This is a genomic window from Fibrobacter sp. UWH4, from assembly GCF_900142475.1.
In the GTDB taxonomy this organism is placed as follows: domain Bacteria; phylum Fibrobacterota; class Fibrobacteria; order Fibrobacterales; family Fibrobacteraceae; genus Fibrobacter.
Genome location: NZ_FRAY01000006.1, coordinates 60,522 through 76,681 on the forward strand (window position 1 = coordinate 60,522; position 16,160 = coordinate 76,681).

A 16,160-nucleotide genomic window follows, 5' to 3' on the forward strand; every position below is an offset into this window, starting at 1 on the left:
CCTATTCTCCTAGATATTCAACAGCGAAAATCAGCGTCGAGCCACCAGGAATCGGGCCTGCACCGCGGGCACCGTAGCCGAGTCCGGGCGGGACCACCAGGATTCTCTTTTCACCGGGAAGCATCCCCTGCACACCGAGTTCCCAGCCGCGGATCACGCGACCTGCTCCAAGCGTAAAGGCGAAAGCCTGCCCACGATCGCGGGAACTGTCGAACTTGTAACCGTTCGTGAGCCAGCCGGTGTAATGCACCTTCGCCACGTTACCCTTCTGTGCGGGTTCACCTTCGCCCTGTTTGATAACCGCATAGCGGAGACCTTCGGGGCCGTTTTCAAACGTGAGCGCCGTGGTATCTGGGAAGAAATCCATATTCGCGACAACAGCCTCGTCCACTTCGGAACTCACCAGTTCCACGCGGAAAACCAGGGTGGAATTCGAGGGAATCATCGAGTAGGCCGTCGCACCGTAACCCATGGCAGGCGATACGCGGAACCAGCGGACTCCGCCTTCGCGCATGCCCTCGAGACCGACTTCCCAGCCCTTGATCATCTTGCCGGCACCCATTACGACCTGGAGCGGCTTGCCCATATCCTTGGAAGAACCGAACTTGCGGCCGGAAAGGAGCCAACCCGTGTAATGCGTCTTGAGCACGGAACCCACCACAGCGGGTTTTCCGCCACCGACCTTCTCGTCGTAAATCTTGAGGCCCTTGGCCGCTTCGCGCCACTTGAGGCCCTCGACATTCTTGGGAAACACGTCAGGTTCCATCGGCGGATCGGCACTCACCAGTTCCACGATAAAGAACAGGTCAGAATATTCGGGAACGCCCTCGAGCGAGTTTTCGCCGTAGCCCATCTGGTAGGGCACATAGAGCTTGCGGATTTCGCCGGGTTTCATGCCCACAAGGCCCTTTTCCCAGCCCTGGATCACAAGGCCCACGCCGAGCGTAAATTCAAGAGGTTCACCACCGGGGTATGATTCCGAGAAAAGCTTGAAACGGCTGTCCGAAGAAGCGGGAGCAATCGAATCCACAAAGGTCATCGGGGCGGCAGCAGAATCCACCGCCGGGACCTGAGCCACGGTATCTACAGGAGCCTTTGATTCTTCCTTCGACTTTTTCTTCTTGGATTTCGCGGACTTGTCCAACAATGCGGTCGTGCCAACTTTTGTCACACCGGCAACTTGGTCGGAATTAAAGTCGTTCGCAAGGCGGAGGGAGTCGGCAATCCGCAGGGAATCCGCCAGCCGGGCCTTTTCGGCCAAGATCCTCACGCTGTCCAGATACACGTAGCTCTTGTAATGCACCCTAATAAGCTGTCCTGCCCGAATGGAGTCCCCAGAGCCTTCCCTGACCGTCTCGACCTTGAAAGGAATGGCAAAACAGGCACTGCACATCAGCAACACAAGAAAAATCTTCAATTTCGACATAAAATCTCCTGCCCCACAATTTAGAAAATTGCTAGTTTTGAAGGGTAACGAATAATGGAATAAAATATGCTATCAGTCATTATCGTCATCGTGATTATTGTATTATCCGTAATACTCGCCGCTATCGGCGCGTATGTGGTTATCCATAGTTCCGACGAAAAGGACGAACCGAAGCGAGTCATCGATGTTTCGGGCCAGTACGCCGTCGTGGTACGCCCCGCCCGCGAATCGCTTTCCGCCGTAAAGCCCTCCGAGGCTTCGCTCAGGTCCTGGCTCGACACGCAGAACCTGCCTCCCGAAAAGAAAGAGGAACTCATCGCCCAATGGAACGCCTCGATGGAAGCCACCATCCGCACCATCGACGAAGGCGACAAGAACGGCACCGCCACCTACCGCATCGAACTCGGCCCCAAGGGCAAGGAATACGTGAAGTTCGTGAGCGACGAAAACTTTATTACCCGCGAGCAGATTCGCAACCATGCGGAAATTCTGCCGCCCTATGTACTCGGCTGCGACTGCAGACTTCTCCCCAAGCAACCCTGGGAAAACCCGAGCAAGTCCGGCTGGAAAGCAGTCGTCCCTTCGCACGGCAACCACTACGACGTCCCCGACTGGAGGCACCTTGCGTAAATCGTTACTTACTGCACTCGTTTTAGCGCCCGCGCTGTCCTTTGCGGCAGGCTCTGCCATCATCACGCTCGAAATGCCCGTCGGCGCACGCCAGCTGGGCATGGGCGAAGCAGGTGCCGCCCTCGCCGACGACCCGACAGCCATGTACTACAACCCTGCCGGTCTCGCCTTCGGCCCCCTGGCCGACGAATGGCGCATGAGCTACCCTGTCGAATCCAAGAACGCCCCCTTCTTCACGAGCATGGCGGCACGTTCCAAGGACGGTTTCTTCAGCAAGAGCGAACTTTGGGCAGGTACCGCCAACGGTATCCAGAAATTTGACGGCGAACAGTGGGTTGACTATCACTCCATCACGCTGCAGGGCAACGCCAAGGTCCGCGACGCAGTCAAGGTCTACGTAGGCACTGAACACGGACTTGACGAATATGTTCGCCAGGTAAAGAAATTCAATGATATCAAGACGGCCGACGACGAAAAACACGTAGTCGAAGTCAAGATGCCCTGGAACCTGATCGTGAAGGACACCATCACGGCGGTTCTCTACGAAAGCCGTACAGAGAAGCTCTGGGTTGGTACTCCCAAGTCGCTGTACCGCTTTGACGGCAAGGCCTGGAAAAACTACGACAGCGAACTCGGCAAGCACCGCATTACCGCACTCGAAAGCCAGGGTGCCTCGATCTGGATCGGAACCGAAGACGGCCTGTTCGTCTACCGCAACGGCCAATTCGAACAGAAAGGTAAAGTGCTCCCCAGCCAAAAGATCCGCGCACTGGTCTGGTCCGAAAACCGCAAGGAACTTTACGTGGCAGTCGAAGGCGCGGGCATCGCAAGGCTCATTCCCAAGAAGAGCGTGAACGACAAGGACCGCTGGAGCCTGTTCAACCAGGAAGACGGCATCATGGACCTCTCCCCGACCGCGCTCGCCATCGACAGCTCGGGACATGTATGGGCGGCCCACAACGGAGGCCTCTCGCACTTTACACTGCGCAAATGGGAACAGGTGCAGTTCGCCGACAACAGGGTGAACGACATTTCCGTGGACCAGCGCGGCGGTATCTGGATCGCAACCGACAAGGGTGTCTGGCGCCACCTGCCCGACTACGCCACCGCAAGCGGCCGCAAGGCGGAACTTGAGCGCGGCGCCGCCGAAGAAGAAGGCTCCACCAAGAGCGAAGACGAATGGGTTCATTACCACAGCGGCAACGGCCTTTCGACCAACAAGGTATGGGCAGTGCTCCCGCAGGGCAACGACGTGTGGTTCAGCACCGCGAACGGCATGGAACAGTTCAAGGACGCCGACTACCAGATTACGGCCTTCTACGAAAAGCTCCTCCCGATCCTGAACATTCCCGACTTGTACCACCTTTACGCTGGCATGACCATTCCACTGAACGACTGGGGTACGCTAGGTTTCTTCGTGAACTTCGTGAGCTTCGGTTCTACGGTCGCCTCGGGTGACGTGGACGCCGACGACCTCGTAGCCTACAACAGCTCCGAAATCGTGGGCGGCTTCAGCTACGGTACGCGCTTCCCGAACGACTGGGGTCTCGGTCTTTCTATCAAGTTCTTCTACTCCGACCTGAGCTCCGGCGCCGCCGCCGGGCAAGAAGAAGCGACCACCTTCGGTTACGCCTTCGACATCGGTATTTTGAAGAAGAACCTTCTTGTAGACAAATTAAACTTCGCCCTCGTCCTCGCGAACATCGGTCCGAGCGTCTACTACGTGGACAAGACCATCGAAGACCCGATTCCCCTGACATGGCGTCTAGGCCTCTCTTACGAGCTGCTGAGCCTCGCCGACTACAAGTGGACTATCGTCGCCGATTACAACCGCGAAGTCGTGTATGACGACGACAAGGGCAACCCCGAGCCGTTCTACATTTCTTGCTGGAAATCCATCGCCAACCCGGAACGCGGCGGCGACGGATTAGAGGCAGCCAAGAATTCCCTGATGCAGGGCGTTTTCAACGTGGGTACAGAATTCGTATACGCGAACACGATCGCCCTCCGCGCCGGTTACCTGTACGACCAGACCGGAAAGCGCAACGAAGTGGACCTCGGTTTCGGCTTTATGCTTTCCGACGTATTGCAGTTCGACTTCGCCACCATCAAGGACGTAGGCGACAACGACGGCGTTCGCGACGGTCAGATGCGCTTTGGCATGCTATTCAAGTTCTAGCAGCTTAGCGGCTACGCCGCAATGTGAAATGTGTAGTGTGGAATGTGGAATGACTAATTAATTACACATCTCACATTACACATTAATTTTATTCTATGCGTTCAAGAATTATGAGGGCGCGTTCCTGCGTGCTGTTCGGAATCGTGTAGAAATGCTTCCCTACAAACTTGTAGCCGAAATCTTCCGGATGGAAGGTCTTGAGTTCGTCGGCCACGGCGGGGCCCTTCATAAAGAACACGCGACCGCCCACCTTGAGTGAATTGGCAATTCGCGGGAGCGTCTTTTCCATGAGTTCGAAGGCGCGGCTGATGACCCCGTCTACCGGAATGGTCATGCTGCGGCTCGTCACCTTGTGGCCGAACACGTCGATTCCCTTGAGGCCCATCTTCTCGATGACCATGTTGAGGAAGTTGATGCGGTTCGGGCGCGGTTCGCAGAGTGTCAAGCGGATGGAGTGATTCACAATCTTGAGAGGAATCCCCGGGAAACCGGCACCGCTGCCGACGTCGATCATGCGGGCAGGCCACTTGGGCACATAGGCGTTAATCAACGTGCAGTCGGCGTAATGGCGTTCCACCATCGTCTCAAAAGCATTCAGGCGCGTCAAGTCCTGGTCGTCGTTGTTGGCGCGCAACAACTGATGAAATTCCCAAATCTGCTGGAGCGTTTCGGGCTGCAGTTCCACACCGTAGTAATGCAGCAACTTGTCGAGGCCCGCAAGCGAGGGCGTAACGCGCTTGCCGTTAAAAAGCGGGAAGTCGGTACGGGGCGCCTTGAGGTGCGGCACGAAGTCGCGACCTGCAGCGGACGCATTGCGGGAAGGTTGCCGGGAACCAGCGTTTCGAGAAGATTGCCGCTGAGACCCGTCGCGAGACTGCGCGGATTCCCTTGAAAACGGTTTCTTGGACCAGTTACTTGCCATGACAGCAAAGGTAGAAATAAAAAGGAGCACAAAGGGATAATTTTCGGGAATCGTGCGTGTATAGTATAGAGGAACTCCTGAAATGAGAAATCTATACTGCGCTAAAATTTTATTCGTTGCGCTTGTCTGGGCAAAAATCGCTGCGGCCATCAACGACAACGCACCTGTCGAAGATTACCCTGCCGAAGCCCCCGTTACGGCAAACGCAACCGACTTGTCACTTGACGAGGCCCAGGTTTTCGAATGGTGGGACAGCGGAATTATCGATGGCGACGAGGCCCGCGAAATCCTTGATCTCCTTGAAGAAGGCAACACGCCAGAAGCGTGCATGCTCGCCGAAGTGTACGCCCTGGAAAGTTGCGCAACCGACAACCCGATTGAGAAACAACACCGCAAGGCTTCGGCCAAAAAAAATTTAGGGAAGGAAACCGCTCGCACCGAGGACACGCACACCTCAAAAGAGAAAGTCACACGCGCTCAAAAAAAGGATGCCCGGCCGAGCGTGATTCCACACGGATATATCGAATGGCGAGGCCGGACAGATTCACTTGGGCACCTGGAGAGCGAGCGCACGGAACTACGGCTCCATTTTTACCGTTATTCGTTGCGGCTCGGCACACAGTCGCTTCTGACTTATAAAAATGCAGGTAGCGAGGCACACCTGGGGCAGATTTCGACCAAGGAACTTCGCAGCAACATTCCGCTCGACACCTTATGGGGCACGGCAATGCTTTATCCGATCTGGAAATTCCGGCTGGGGGCGCTCCTGGATACCGCCAAGACAACGCGAGCAAGCCTCGGGTTCGTTCACGGCAACGGAACGGAATTGGAACTTGCGTACTGGCGGCATCAGCACACGGGTACGGGCGGCACCTCGGAAACACTCCGTACCGAAAGGCATTCCGTCTCGGCGATGGCCAAGGGAAACTGGGGAAGCTTTGCCACCTGGTGGATTCCTGAAGATGGGCATGACATTCCCCTATTCAAGATACAGTTACACTACCGGGAAAAAACGGATGTCGCAATCGTCGCGTGGAAGGCGGACGCCTATCTGCATGGAAATTCGTTACCGAAGGAGGCACACCTGAGTTCAACGATTGCAGATAGCCGCTTCTGGGGAAGCCAGACATTTGCAGTGACCGCAGCGGAATCGTGGAGGAGCAAGTTCGGCGTAAACGCCCGCACCATTATTCCACTCGAGGGCGATTCCAGCAGGACGAGCTTGAAGGCATCGGCAGAAACGGGGCCTGGCGCTTTGAGGGGAACGGCAAGCGCAACTTGCCTTTCGGCAGAAGAACGTTGCCGACAAAATGACTTTGATTTAAGGATTAAGTCTTCATGGAATGTCGACCGCGAACAGCTGGCCTTTTCAGGAAAAATTCGTACAAGGCACACGCTAGATGAAGGCTTTGGCATGCCTCTTTACGAAGCCGGAGTCGCTTACTCGCAAGACGCTTTCAACAACGCAAGCGTTACCTTCACAATCCCGAAGGGGACTCCTTCGCGAGAAATCCGGCTACGCAGTAGCACTGACATCGGGAATGATTTTTTGCAGCTGTCGCTCGCAGTCACGTTCCGGCGTACCGCCGAAACCCCGCTCCACCCGCTACATGCGGCATTCTTCGCCAGATTCAATTTTTAAGTGCGGCTCCACAAGGCGCAATAAGTCTGCGTGCGGGCCGAAAGGCGTTCATCCTTAAGAATTTCGCGGATCTGCTTCTTGTCGAACCATTGCGCCTGAATTTCCTCAAGTTCCGAATCGCTCGGGCGAATCTCGCCGCCCGCAACGCCGAGCACTACCACATTACGCTCATTCGAGAAGCCCACCGCCGAGTAGCTGGGTTTCCACACTTCATCGATGCGCATGAGTGAAAGCCCCGTCTCTTCGCGGAGCTCGCGGGCAGCCGCCTCTTCGTAGGATTCTCCAGGGTCAATCAGACCCGCCGGAAAATTATAGATGCTCTCGCCCACCGCCATGCGGTATTCCTTGCAAAGCAGAAGCTTTTGACCGGTGCAGTCGTGCATGATCATCACAACGGCGTGCGGTTTCTTTTCGAGCATGTCCTTAAGTCCCGTAATGTCAGGATTGCGGCTAATCATCTCGTAGGTCTTGGCCTTGCCACTGACCGTCCTGTAATGAATGTCGTAACGGGTAATAAACTTGCCCTGATGGACCTTTTCGATCGACTCGAATTCCATAATCACACCCCTTGAATGGTCTCGTAATAAATGCAGTCATGCGCACACGCCCCCCTGAACGCACCTTCGCAAATGGGCATCTTGTAGAGCATCTGCGCTTCGTCCTCGTTGCGCGAAATTCGCTTGCGCACATAGCCGATATCCTGGAAATTAGCCTCTTTCCCCTTGATAAGCGCCGCGCAGGTATTAATCCAAACCACGTTGCAGTCTTCATGGGCGCAAAGGTCAAACGAACGGCGGAAATCGTAGGAACCTGTCGAAAACGAGGGCACGATAATCAGCGTGAGCTTGAAGCAACGCATCAGCTGCCGCATGTACTCGGTTTCCAAGAAATCTCGGCAGACCATGATCGCGATGCGGCCAATGCCTTCAAAATGCAGAATGTTCACCACGAGGTTGGAATTGATCTGTTCCAGGTAGCCGACCCCATCAAATTCCTTGCGGAACGGGTTCTGCTTGTTCTGTTTGCAGATCACGTGGCCAAACTTGTCCATGACCGTAACGACATTGCGGTTCTTTTCCCAATACGACGGCAAAATAATCAGAGAAGGAATCTTCTGCGCATCCGCAGGCTGGAGCGACTTTATTTTAGCAGCAACATAACCCGCAGTCTCCGCATTTCCCAGAAGTTCCGGAAACACGACGATATCGCTTTCGTTTTCGCCAGCGGACCAAATTTTTTTCCAGATGAGTTCGTTATCCGTTTCGAACGAGGGATTTTCGTAGGCAATGTTGAAATACTGGACCTTGTCCTTGTCACTCAACTTGACCTTAAAATTCCGTTCACGCCTTAAAGGAGTCGCCGCGATTTTCACGGCATTGCACCCCCCGAAGCGCGGGAACAAATCCTTCTTCAAAAAGTAATGTTCGTCAATCAGCTCTCCCAACACCGAATTCTCGATGAGCAGGATATTGTACAGGAAACTTTCAAGATTGTTGTAACGGTGCACCAGGCGATGCTTGCGTTCCCAAATACACGAGCAGCGCGGCAAAATTCCAACGCCCACCGATTCGCGGTTCGTATTCAGGACTATCGAAAAACTTTCCTGTTCAAATTCGCCGATAGCCTTGTTCAATAACAGAGCCATGGACTGATCCAAAATTTGTAAAAGTCCAAGCATCGCATAGTAGTCCCCATTTTCCGTAAAACGTCCAATGAGCGCCTGCAAATTTGCATAAAAAGAATCGGTTAAATCAGCCGGAACAAGTTCACGGATTGACTCATCATCAGGAGTCTCAAGATTCCCCTCCGGCTTCGCCAGGAACAAGGTGCCGACACTCGCCTGCACTTCCTTGTAGATACGCCTCTTTTCTGCAGGAGAAACACAACTGTACCTCACAAAGAATTCTTCGGAGCAAGAATTCACGATAGACGCACATAACTCCGCAACAATGTTATAAAGGTTCTGCATAAGTAGTAACTAAAAATTAAAAATAAAAAAAAGAAAAAGGGAAAATAGTGTAGTGGTGCTCTCGACACAAAATTTGCGGAGCCCGCGTGTGAGCAAAATCACACAGACATTCGCCGACGAATAAGGCCCTAGCCGATGTATACAAACCTGTTTACTTCGGTAAACGCGATTTTGTTCATGGCCATAGTTTTTCCAAACCTGAAAATCTATTTTATAGGCACCCAAACACTCCCTGACGGCCCTAGGTTACCTCCTTTACCCGGGGCCGTCCTTTTTTTTCGGCGGACTAAATTCTATTTTTTCGCTAATGATTTTCGCAACTATCATCGGGGCTATCGCTTTTTTGCCCGCCATCGCCTTGAACATTGCGCTCGCCTTGGGCGCCCCGCTCGGCGCCTACGCCATGAATGCGCGCTACAAGGTGATTCCGCCCGAGGTCCGCAAGGCTTTCATCGTGCCGACCACGATGCAGTTCGTGGCGCTATTCGTACTACTTTCGGCAGGGCACGTTTTGCCCGAGATTATCCCGTTCATGGTGACGCGGATTCTCGCATTCTTCTTTGCGCTGTACTTGACGTTCTATACGGCGACGGTTCTCTTTAGCACCGCCCACAAGGAACGTACCGTGATGGGAAGCTTCGCCGTCGTGACAAGCATCTGCTTCTGGATTACTGCTTTTGGCACTTTAAGCTGGGAGTAATATATGGCCGAAAAGGATCAAACGCACATTGTTCAGCGCGAAAAGGAGATGCCCGACCAAGTCGGGCATGACAAAGGCCATCCTAAGCATAATTACCAGCGCGACTTGGATTATATTATCCGCAGGCTGGAACGCACCGGCGAAGTGCCAACGCTTTTGTTGCATGCCTGTTGCGCACCCTGCAGCAGCTACACCATCGAATACCTGTCGCAATACTTCAAGATCACGCTTTTCTACTACAATCCGAATATCGCGCCGGACGAAGAATTCCGTCACCGCGTCGAAGAAATCAAGCGGTTCGTCGCCGAATTCAAGACGAAGCATCCGGTCACGCTGATTGAAGGCGATTACGACCCGAAAAAATTCTACGACACCGTCCGTGGACTCGAAAATGAGCCCGAAGGGGGCGCACGCTGTCGCAAGTGTTTTGAGTTGCGCCTCGCCGAATCAGCTAAGCTCGCCCGCGAACTGAACTGCGAATACTTCACCACCACACTCACGATTAGCCCCATGAAGAACGCACAGGTGCTAAACGAGGTGGTGCAAGAGCAGTGCGATATTTACGGAATCAAGCGCCTGCCTAGCGACTTCAAGAAGAAGGGCGGCTATAAGCGTTCTATCCAACTTTCGGCGGAATACAATCTTTACCGACAGAATTACTGCGGCTGCGCGTACTCCAAGCGGGACGCGGAGAAGCGTGAAGAATCGCGCTAATCATTATTCTCGACTGCGTCCAAGAATGCCGTTGATGCAGGCTTCAAACTCAAGACGATTCGTCTTAATGTAGTTGGAATGTCCCGTTCCTTCGCCCCATATATAGTCAGCATTATCTTCATTACATAATTCTGGCGGAGTCATTTCTATGTACTTATATTCACCCACACAAGTCACACCTTCAGATGTCAAAGTTACGGACACACTATCCATAGAAGAAGCATAATTCACATACAAATTAAATATACGATTCTCGGAGACATACGTAACACTTCGATTAGTTTTGTCAAGAATGCTTATATCATTTGATTCGCGCCAATACTCCGTGTCATCGTGGTAGAAGATATCACCAAAATCAATTGTACTGTAGGAGTCATTCATAAATCTATACAGTTCGCCCATAAAAGGAGTTTCTATATAATCAAAACTATCTCGGTCCGCAATGCGATACTCCATCTTACCACCATCAAATTTGATATATGTATCGTAGTTATCATTGCCACAATACATTCTTTCTTCTCTATACCGACATTGCGTCCAGAACCAAATTCCATCTAGCTTACCGGGAGTGCCGCCAACCAGGACAAAGGATTCATCGAACTCTGTCTGGTCCACTTCATAAGTATCCGGTACATAATGATGCGTGAGCAACAACGTATCGCCACGGAAACTATAGGCGTAAGTTCTTGAATAACTATAATAATAATTCGGATCATAGAAGAACGAACCATTATCCTTACGGCAATCGCCAATTGTTTCGTAGATGAGCGTCACCGAATCATGAACTTCATCGACAATAATGGGGCCAGATTCCATAAAACGGGCTCGTGCATACCGTGACTCCATCTGGTTCACATCGGCGGGAGTGCCTTCAACAATATTCCCGTTCACATCTTCGGTAAAGCCGCCGCAGCCTGCAAGCAGGGCGAGGCTTCCAAGACAAAAGGCAAAAACATTTCTCATCTCACTTATCTTCATTTTCATTCCTCAATTTTTCACTTAGGGGAAACAGTTGCAGGTTTAATCGGTACACTCGGCTGCACCCTTCGTCTTCGGAAACAATTTCCTTGACTCGTTTGCGGAATGCGGCGATTTCTTCCACTAGGCGGCGGTAGGCATTTTCGCTGATGCCCAAGGTAAAGCCCGAAATATCTCGTTCATCGGCGGGAACATTATCCAGCGCATCGGCTGCCAGCTGCATCACCTGCTTTTGCATCGCCTTCATGGACGCCGACAACAAGGCGGGATCCCCCGTGAGTCCCTTGTTCTTTTGCACGTAAGATCCGTCGGCACACCGTTCCAGCAAATTCGCACGCACCATCAGTTCCAGCGAGTTGCGGACCTCACCCGCCGTCACCTCAGGAACGCACATCTTCGCAATATCCGAGGGTTTTGCCCCAGACATCATCGGAGCAAGTTCACGCACGACAGGATTCACCCAGGAGCGGTAATAGTCGAACGCCTCGGCTCCCAGGACTCGCACCCCATTCTCCTCCATCAGAGCACGCATCCGGGAGAAAGCCTGTATACGGGAGCGTTCGTCCGGAGCATCGCAGAATTCTACCAGCAGGCAAAAATATTCCCGACGGTATCCAGAAAGCTCCATGGCTCGCGCCACCTTAAGGGCGCCATCTTGACGGAGACGCGTCTTGCCATCACAAACCAGTTTCAAGTAACCCGACGAAGAAAAGCCTGCCCGTTTCGCGAACTCCCGCCACGAGAAATACGAGGTACGCTTGCGTTCCTCGTAGTAATCGCGCATATAGCGGCGGTAATCGTTATACTCTGCAATCGGTTTCATATTCTCGCAATTCGTCATGCCCCGTGGTCCAGCCCTTCGGCATGGTTCGGCAGGCTCACCAACCGAGCTCAGGGACCTTATCACCAACCTTAGCGGGCATCTCCCGCCAATCCAAGGCTATGGTTTTCTTGTTTCAAACAAAAGATAGAGAATTCTATGAAACAAAACAAGTGATTTTTTAGTAAAAATCACTACTTTTCATAAAATTAAACAGAATAACAAGCATTCTATGAAACGATCTGTTTCATAAAGGCAAATATGACCTGGATCCCGTCGGTCTCTACGAGCCCTCCAGGATGACATTTAAGTAGAGATCATTCGATTCCGAGCCTTGCGGCTCTTCTCCACATAGAGGATAACTCAACTAAGGCAACAAGTTGCCAAGTTTCGTATAGCTCAGGACGACACAGGCACAATGTGGAATGTGAAATGACTAATGAAAAATGAACAATTCCACATCACACATTTCACATTACACATCCTTAACCACTGTCTACTTCCTACAATTTCAGTTTCTTTCTCAGACTTTCCAGACGGTTAAGCGCGTCGTAGAGGGTTTCGTCTTTCTTGGCGAAATGGAAGCGGATCAGGTGATTCACCGGTTCGCGGAAGAAGCTGGAGCCAGGTACTGCGGCGACGCCCACTTTTTGCGCAAGGTCGATACAGAACTGGTCATCGGACTTGTAGCCGAATTCGCTGATATCCATCATCACGAAGTACGTGCCCTGCGGCTCGGTGAACTTGAAGCCCAGATTGCGCAGGCCGCCGGTGAAAATTTCCTTCATGTGCGTGTAATGCGCCTGCAGTTCCGCGTAGTAATCGTCGCCAAAGTTAAGCGCAGTGAGTGCGGTTTCTTGCAGCGGCGAAGCGGCCCCCACCACCGTGAAGTCATGAATTTTCTTGATGTTGTTCATGACGGGTTCGGCAGCGAGCACGTAGCCCAAGCGCCAGCCCGTAATGGAATAGCTCTTGGAAAGACTGGAACACTCGATGGTGCGTTCACGCATACCCGGGAGCGTCGCAATATAAGTATGACGGTGCGGTGCAAAGACGATGTGTTCGTAGACTTCATCGGTGATTACATACAAATCATATTTGATGGCGAGGTCGGCGATAATCTGCAGTTCTTCGCGGGTAAAGACTTTTCCGCTCGGGTTCGACGGATTGCAAAGCACCAGAGCCTTCACGCCCGGCTGTTTCATGGCATCTTCGAGAACGTTTGCGTCAAAGGTAAAATCGTGCGGATCGAGCGGCACGTAAATCGGAGTCGCCCCACTCAGAATCGTATCGGCAGTGTAGTTTTCGTAGAACGGCGAGAAGATGACCACCTTGTCGCCCGGATTGCAGACCGACATCATCGTAATCATCATGGCTTCGGTACTGCCGCAAGTGATGACCATTTCGGTTTGCGGGTCGTAACGGAGTCCGCTGAAATGCTCCTGCTTCTTGGAAAGCGCCTCGCGGAAATTCTGAGCGCCAATCGTAATCGCGTACTGGTGCGGACCCGTGTGGGCGACTTCGGCCAGGCGGTCTTGCAAGGCCTTGGGCGGGTCAAAATCCGGGAAACCCTGCGAAAGGTTGATGGCGCCGCAAGCGTTCGCGATGCGCGTCATGTGACGAATGACCGATTCCGTGAAATGTTCCGTACGATTGCTTAAAGGTTTCATGGAAGAAAATGTAGAAAGAAAGACAATTGAATTCAGATCTCAGGACTTAGAACTTAGAGCTAAGAACCCTCTCCCATCTATAAGTTTCATTAGTTGCCACCTATCTAAGTTCTACACGCGAAGCGTCTAAGCTCTACCAACTATGCATTTTTTTCTAAATTGCAGATTATGTACGATCCGCGCTTTTTACCCATCTGCAAAGAAGACCTGGAGGAACTCGGCTGGGACTATGTCGATGTGATTATCATCAGCGCGGACGCCTACGTGGACCACCCGTGTTTTGGGCATGCCGTAGTCGGTCGCCTTTTCGAGCACGAAGGTTTGCGCGTGGCAATACTCCCGCAGCCGAACTGGCGCGATGACTTGCGCGACTTCAAGAAGCTTGGCAAACCGCGTATGTTCTTCGCGATTTCTAGCGGCATGGACAGCATGGTGAACCACTACACCGCGGCAAAACGCCTCCGCAGCGACGACGCCTTTACGCCAGGAAACAAGGCGGGTTTCCGCCCGGATTACGCGACTTACACGTACGCGAAGATTTTAAAGAAACTCTACCCCGATGTTCCGCTGCTGATTGGCGGGCTTGAATCGAGCCTGCGCCGCGTGACGCATTACGACTACTGGAGCGACAGACTCAAGCCGAGCATTCTTTTCGATACGCAGGCAGACATTCTCGTGTACGGCATGGGCGAAAAGCCGCTCAAGGAAATCGTGCGACTCTTGAAGAAGGGCGTACCGTTTTCGAGCCTGCATTCCGTGCCGCAGACGGCCTACCTGGCGCCCAAGGGGCAAATCCCGACGACCAAGCAATGGGAAGACTTGCGCCTCGCAAGCTACGAAGATTGCCTTGCCAATAAGCGCAATCAGATTGACAACTGTCGCAAGGTGGACATTGAATGCAACAAATGGTTCCAGCGCCGCATTCTGCAGGATGTCGCAGAACAGACCGTGGTGATTAACCCCGCGTACCCGCCGCTGGAATACGGCGAACTCGACGAGAGCTTTGAATACCTCTACGCCCGCGAACCGCACCCGCGTTACAAGAAACGCGGCAACGTGCCTGCGTTCGATATGATTAAGTTCAGCATCAACACGCACCGCGGCTGTTTTGGCGGTTGCAGTTTTTGCGCCATCAACGCGCACCAGGGCAAATTCATCGCGAGCCGTAGCCGCGAAAGCATTCTGCGCGAAGTCGATTTGATTACGAAGATGGACGGATTCGCCGGCACCATCACCGACTTGGGCGGCCCGAGCGCCAATATGTACAACATGCGCGGCAAGGACCCGAGCCGTTGCCAAAAGTGCGCACGCCCCAGTTGCCTCACGCCGAAAGTCTGCGACAACATGGACACGCATCACCACGAGCTCCTGGAACTTTATCGCGAAGTGCGCAACCACCCGAAGGTGAAGCACCTGTTTATCGGAAGCGGCGTGCGTTACGACATGCTACTGCAGGAAACCGACGACCAGGAACTGATCCGCGACCACGAAGAATACGCCCGCGAACTGATTGACTATCATGTGAGCGGGCGCCTGAAGGTGGCCCCGGAACATACCAGCGATGCAGTGCTCAAGCTGATGCGCAAGCCGAGCTTTACCTTGTTCCACAAGTTCAAGGAATTCTTTGACGACGAATGCAAGCGCATCGGAAAGCGCCAGCAGATTATTCCTTACTTTATCAGTAGCCACCCCGGATGTACCGAGGCCGACATGGCGGAACTTGCACTCGAGACAAAGCAGCTCGGATTCCAGCTGGAACAGGTGCAGGACTTTACGCCGACACCGATGACGATTGCGACCGAGATGTTCTACAGCGAAATGACGCCGGACGGCAAGCCGCTTTACGTGGCGAAAACACCGGAACAGAAGCGGAGTCAGCGCCAGTTCTTCTTCTGGTACATTCCCGAAAACCGCCCGCAGATTCGCGCCACACTCGAGCGCCTGAAACTCGGCAAGATTGGCCGACTGCTCCTAAGCCGCAGCGCAAAGGCTGAAGGCAAGGAATTCTACCCGAGCAAGGAACGCGAAGAAAACGAAGTCTACCGCGAGCGCGAACAGCAGAAACGCGAGCAGCGTGCCGTCACTATTGTGCCGCAGAAATCCGGCGACAAGGGTCGCTGGGAAAACTCCGCCCGCAAGGAACGCCGCGCCGCACAATTCGGTAACAGCGGAAACAACGGCGGCGATTCTCGTGAAAACCGCGGAAACAACCGCGAAGGCCGCCGCGAAGGCCGCCGCGAAGACAACCGCGAACGCCGCGACTTCCGTGACGACAACCGCAACAGTAATTTCGGCAACGGCGAGCAGCGCAAGAGTTTCCATAGCGATCGCAAATTCTACAACGACCGCGGCGGAAACAAGAATCGCGATTCTCGCAACAACACGCGAAACAACGGCGATAAACGCCAAAACTCCCCGGTGCAATTCAGTTCCATGCGCCGCGGAAAATAAAAATACACCCCTAAGGGAGTCCCACCACTTGCGTGGCAGAACTCCCCGAGGTGTTTGAT

At 53.2% G+C, this 16,160-nt stretch carries 13 protein-coding genes; 6 read left to right on the top strand and 7 right to left on the bottom strand.

Features of this window, described 5'->3' with window-relative positions:
* Position 1: 1 nt before the first annotated feature.
* Positions 2–1,426, bottom strand: a complete 1,425-nt coding sequence (locus BUA93_RS11780; RefSeq protein WP_254793967.1) for an FKBP-type peptidyl-prolyl cis-trans isomerase — start codon at positions 1,424–1,426, stop codon at positions 2–4.
* A gap of 66 nt (positions 1,427–1,492) precedes the next feature.
* Here BUA93_RS11780 and BUA93_RS11785 point away from each other — a divergent pair, with 66 nt between their 5' ends.
* Positions 1,493–2,056, top strand: coding sequence for a hypothetical protein (locus BUA93_RS11785; RefSeq protein ID WP_072979672.1), 564 nt, complete (start codon positions 1,493–1,495; stop codon positions 2,054–2,056).
* Positions 2,049–4,235, top strand: a complete 2,187-nt coding sequence (locus BUA93_RS11790; RefSeq protein WP_072979674.1) for a PorV/PorQ family protein — start codon at positions 2,049–2,051, stop codon at positions 4,233–4,235. The genes BUA93_RS11785 and BUA93_RS11790 overlap by 8 nt, the downstream gene beginning before the upstream one ends.
* A gap of 88 nt (positions 4,236–4,323) precedes the next feature.
* Here the strand turns inward: BUA93_RS11790 and rsmG are convergent, their stop codons facing one another.
* Positions 4,324–5,157, bottom strand: a complete 834-nt coding sequence (gene rsmG, locus BUA93_RS11795) for a 16S rRNA (guanine(527)-N(7))-methyltransferase RsmG (RefSeq protein ID WP_254793968.1) — start codon at positions 5,155–5,157, stop codon at positions 4,324–4,326.
* Positions 5,158–5,239: 82 nt separating this feature from the next.
* On the opposite strand from rsmG, the gene BUA93_RS11800 reads away from it, so the two are divergent.
* Positions 5,240–6,799: a hypothetical protein gene (locus tag BUA93_RS11800; RefSeq protein WP_072979676.1), complete on the top strand. Its 1,560-nt coding sequence runs from the start codon at positions 5,240–5,242 to the stop codon at positions 6,797–6,799.
* Here BUA93_RS11800 and BUA93_RS11805 read toward each other — a convergent pair.
* Together BUA93_RS11805 and BUA93_RS11810 are read right to left on the bottom strand one after the other, a co-directional pair.
* On the bottom strand, positions 6,796–7,356 hold the full coding sequence (locus BUA93_RS11805; RefSeq protein ID WP_072979678.1) for an NUDIX hydrolase: 561 nt from the start codon (positions 7,354–7,356) through the stop codon (positions 6,796–6,798). The genes BUA93_RS11800 and BUA93_RS11805 overlap by 4 nt on opposite strands.
* A gap of 2 nt (positions 7,357–7,358) precedes the next feature.
* Positions 7,359–8,768, bottom strand: coding sequence for a carbon-nitrogen hydrolase family protein (locus tag BUA93_RS11810; RefSeq protein ID WP_072979679.1), 1,410 nt, complete (start codon positions 8,766–8,768; stop codon positions 7,359–7,361).
* Between the two features lie 307 nt (positions 8,769–9,075).
* On the opposite strand from BUA93_RS11810, the gene BUA93_RS11815 reads away from it, so the two are divergent.
* Together BUA93_RS11815 and BUA93_RS11820 are read left to right on the top strand one after the other, a co-directional pair.
* On the top strand, positions 9,076–9,468 hold the full coding sequence (locus BUA93_RS11815) for a hypothetical protein (RefSeq protein ID WP_072979681.1): 393 nt from the start codon (positions 9,076–9,078) through the stop codon (positions 9,466–9,468).
* Between the two features lie 48 nt (positions 9,469–9,516).
* Positions 9,517–10,182, top strand: a complete 666-nt coding sequence (locus BUA93_RS11820; RefSeq protein ID WP_072979837.1) for an epoxyqueuosine reductase QueH — start codon at positions 9,517–9,519, stop codon at positions 10,180–10,182.
* A 3-nt stretch (positions 10,183–10,185) separates the two neighbouring features.
* Here the strand turns inward: BUA93_RS11820 and BUA93_RS11825 are convergent, their stop codons facing one another.
* From BUA93_RS11825 to BUA93_RS11835, 3 genes are all read right to left on the bottom strand, one after another.
* On the bottom strand, positions 10,186–11,166 hold the full coding sequence (locus tag BUA93_RS11825) for a hypothetical protein (RefSeq protein WP_175547432.1): 981 nt from the start codon (positions 11,164–11,166) through the stop codon (positions 10,186–10,188).
* The gene (locus BUA93_RS11830; RefSeq protein ID WP_072979685.1) at positions 11,147–11,983 is read right to left on the bottom strand and encodes a TIGR02147 family protein; all 837 of its coding nucleotides are present in this window, start codon (positions 11,981–11,983) and stop codon (positions 11,147–11,149) included. Before BUA93_RS11830 ends, BUA93_RS11825 begins: the two co-directional genes overlap by 20 nt.
* A gap of 500 nt (positions 11,984–12,483) precedes the next feature.
* Positions 12,484–13,650, bottom strand: coding sequence for a pyridoxal phosphate-dependent aminotransferase (locus BUA93_RS11835; protein WP_072979687.1), 1,167 nt, complete (start codon positions 13,648–13,650; stop codon positions 12,484–12,486).
* A gap of 168 nt (positions 13,651–13,818) precedes the next feature.
* Here BUA93_RS11835 and BUA93_RS11840 point away from each other — a divergent pair, with 168 nt between their 5' ends.
* Positions 13,819–16,101: a YgiQ family radical SAM protein gene (locus BUA93_RS11840; RefSeq protein ID WP_083597401.1), complete on the top strand. Its 2,283-nt coding sequence runs from the start codon at positions 13,819–13,821 to the stop codon at positions 16,099–16,101.
* Positions 16,102–16,160: the final 59 nt, after the last annotated feature.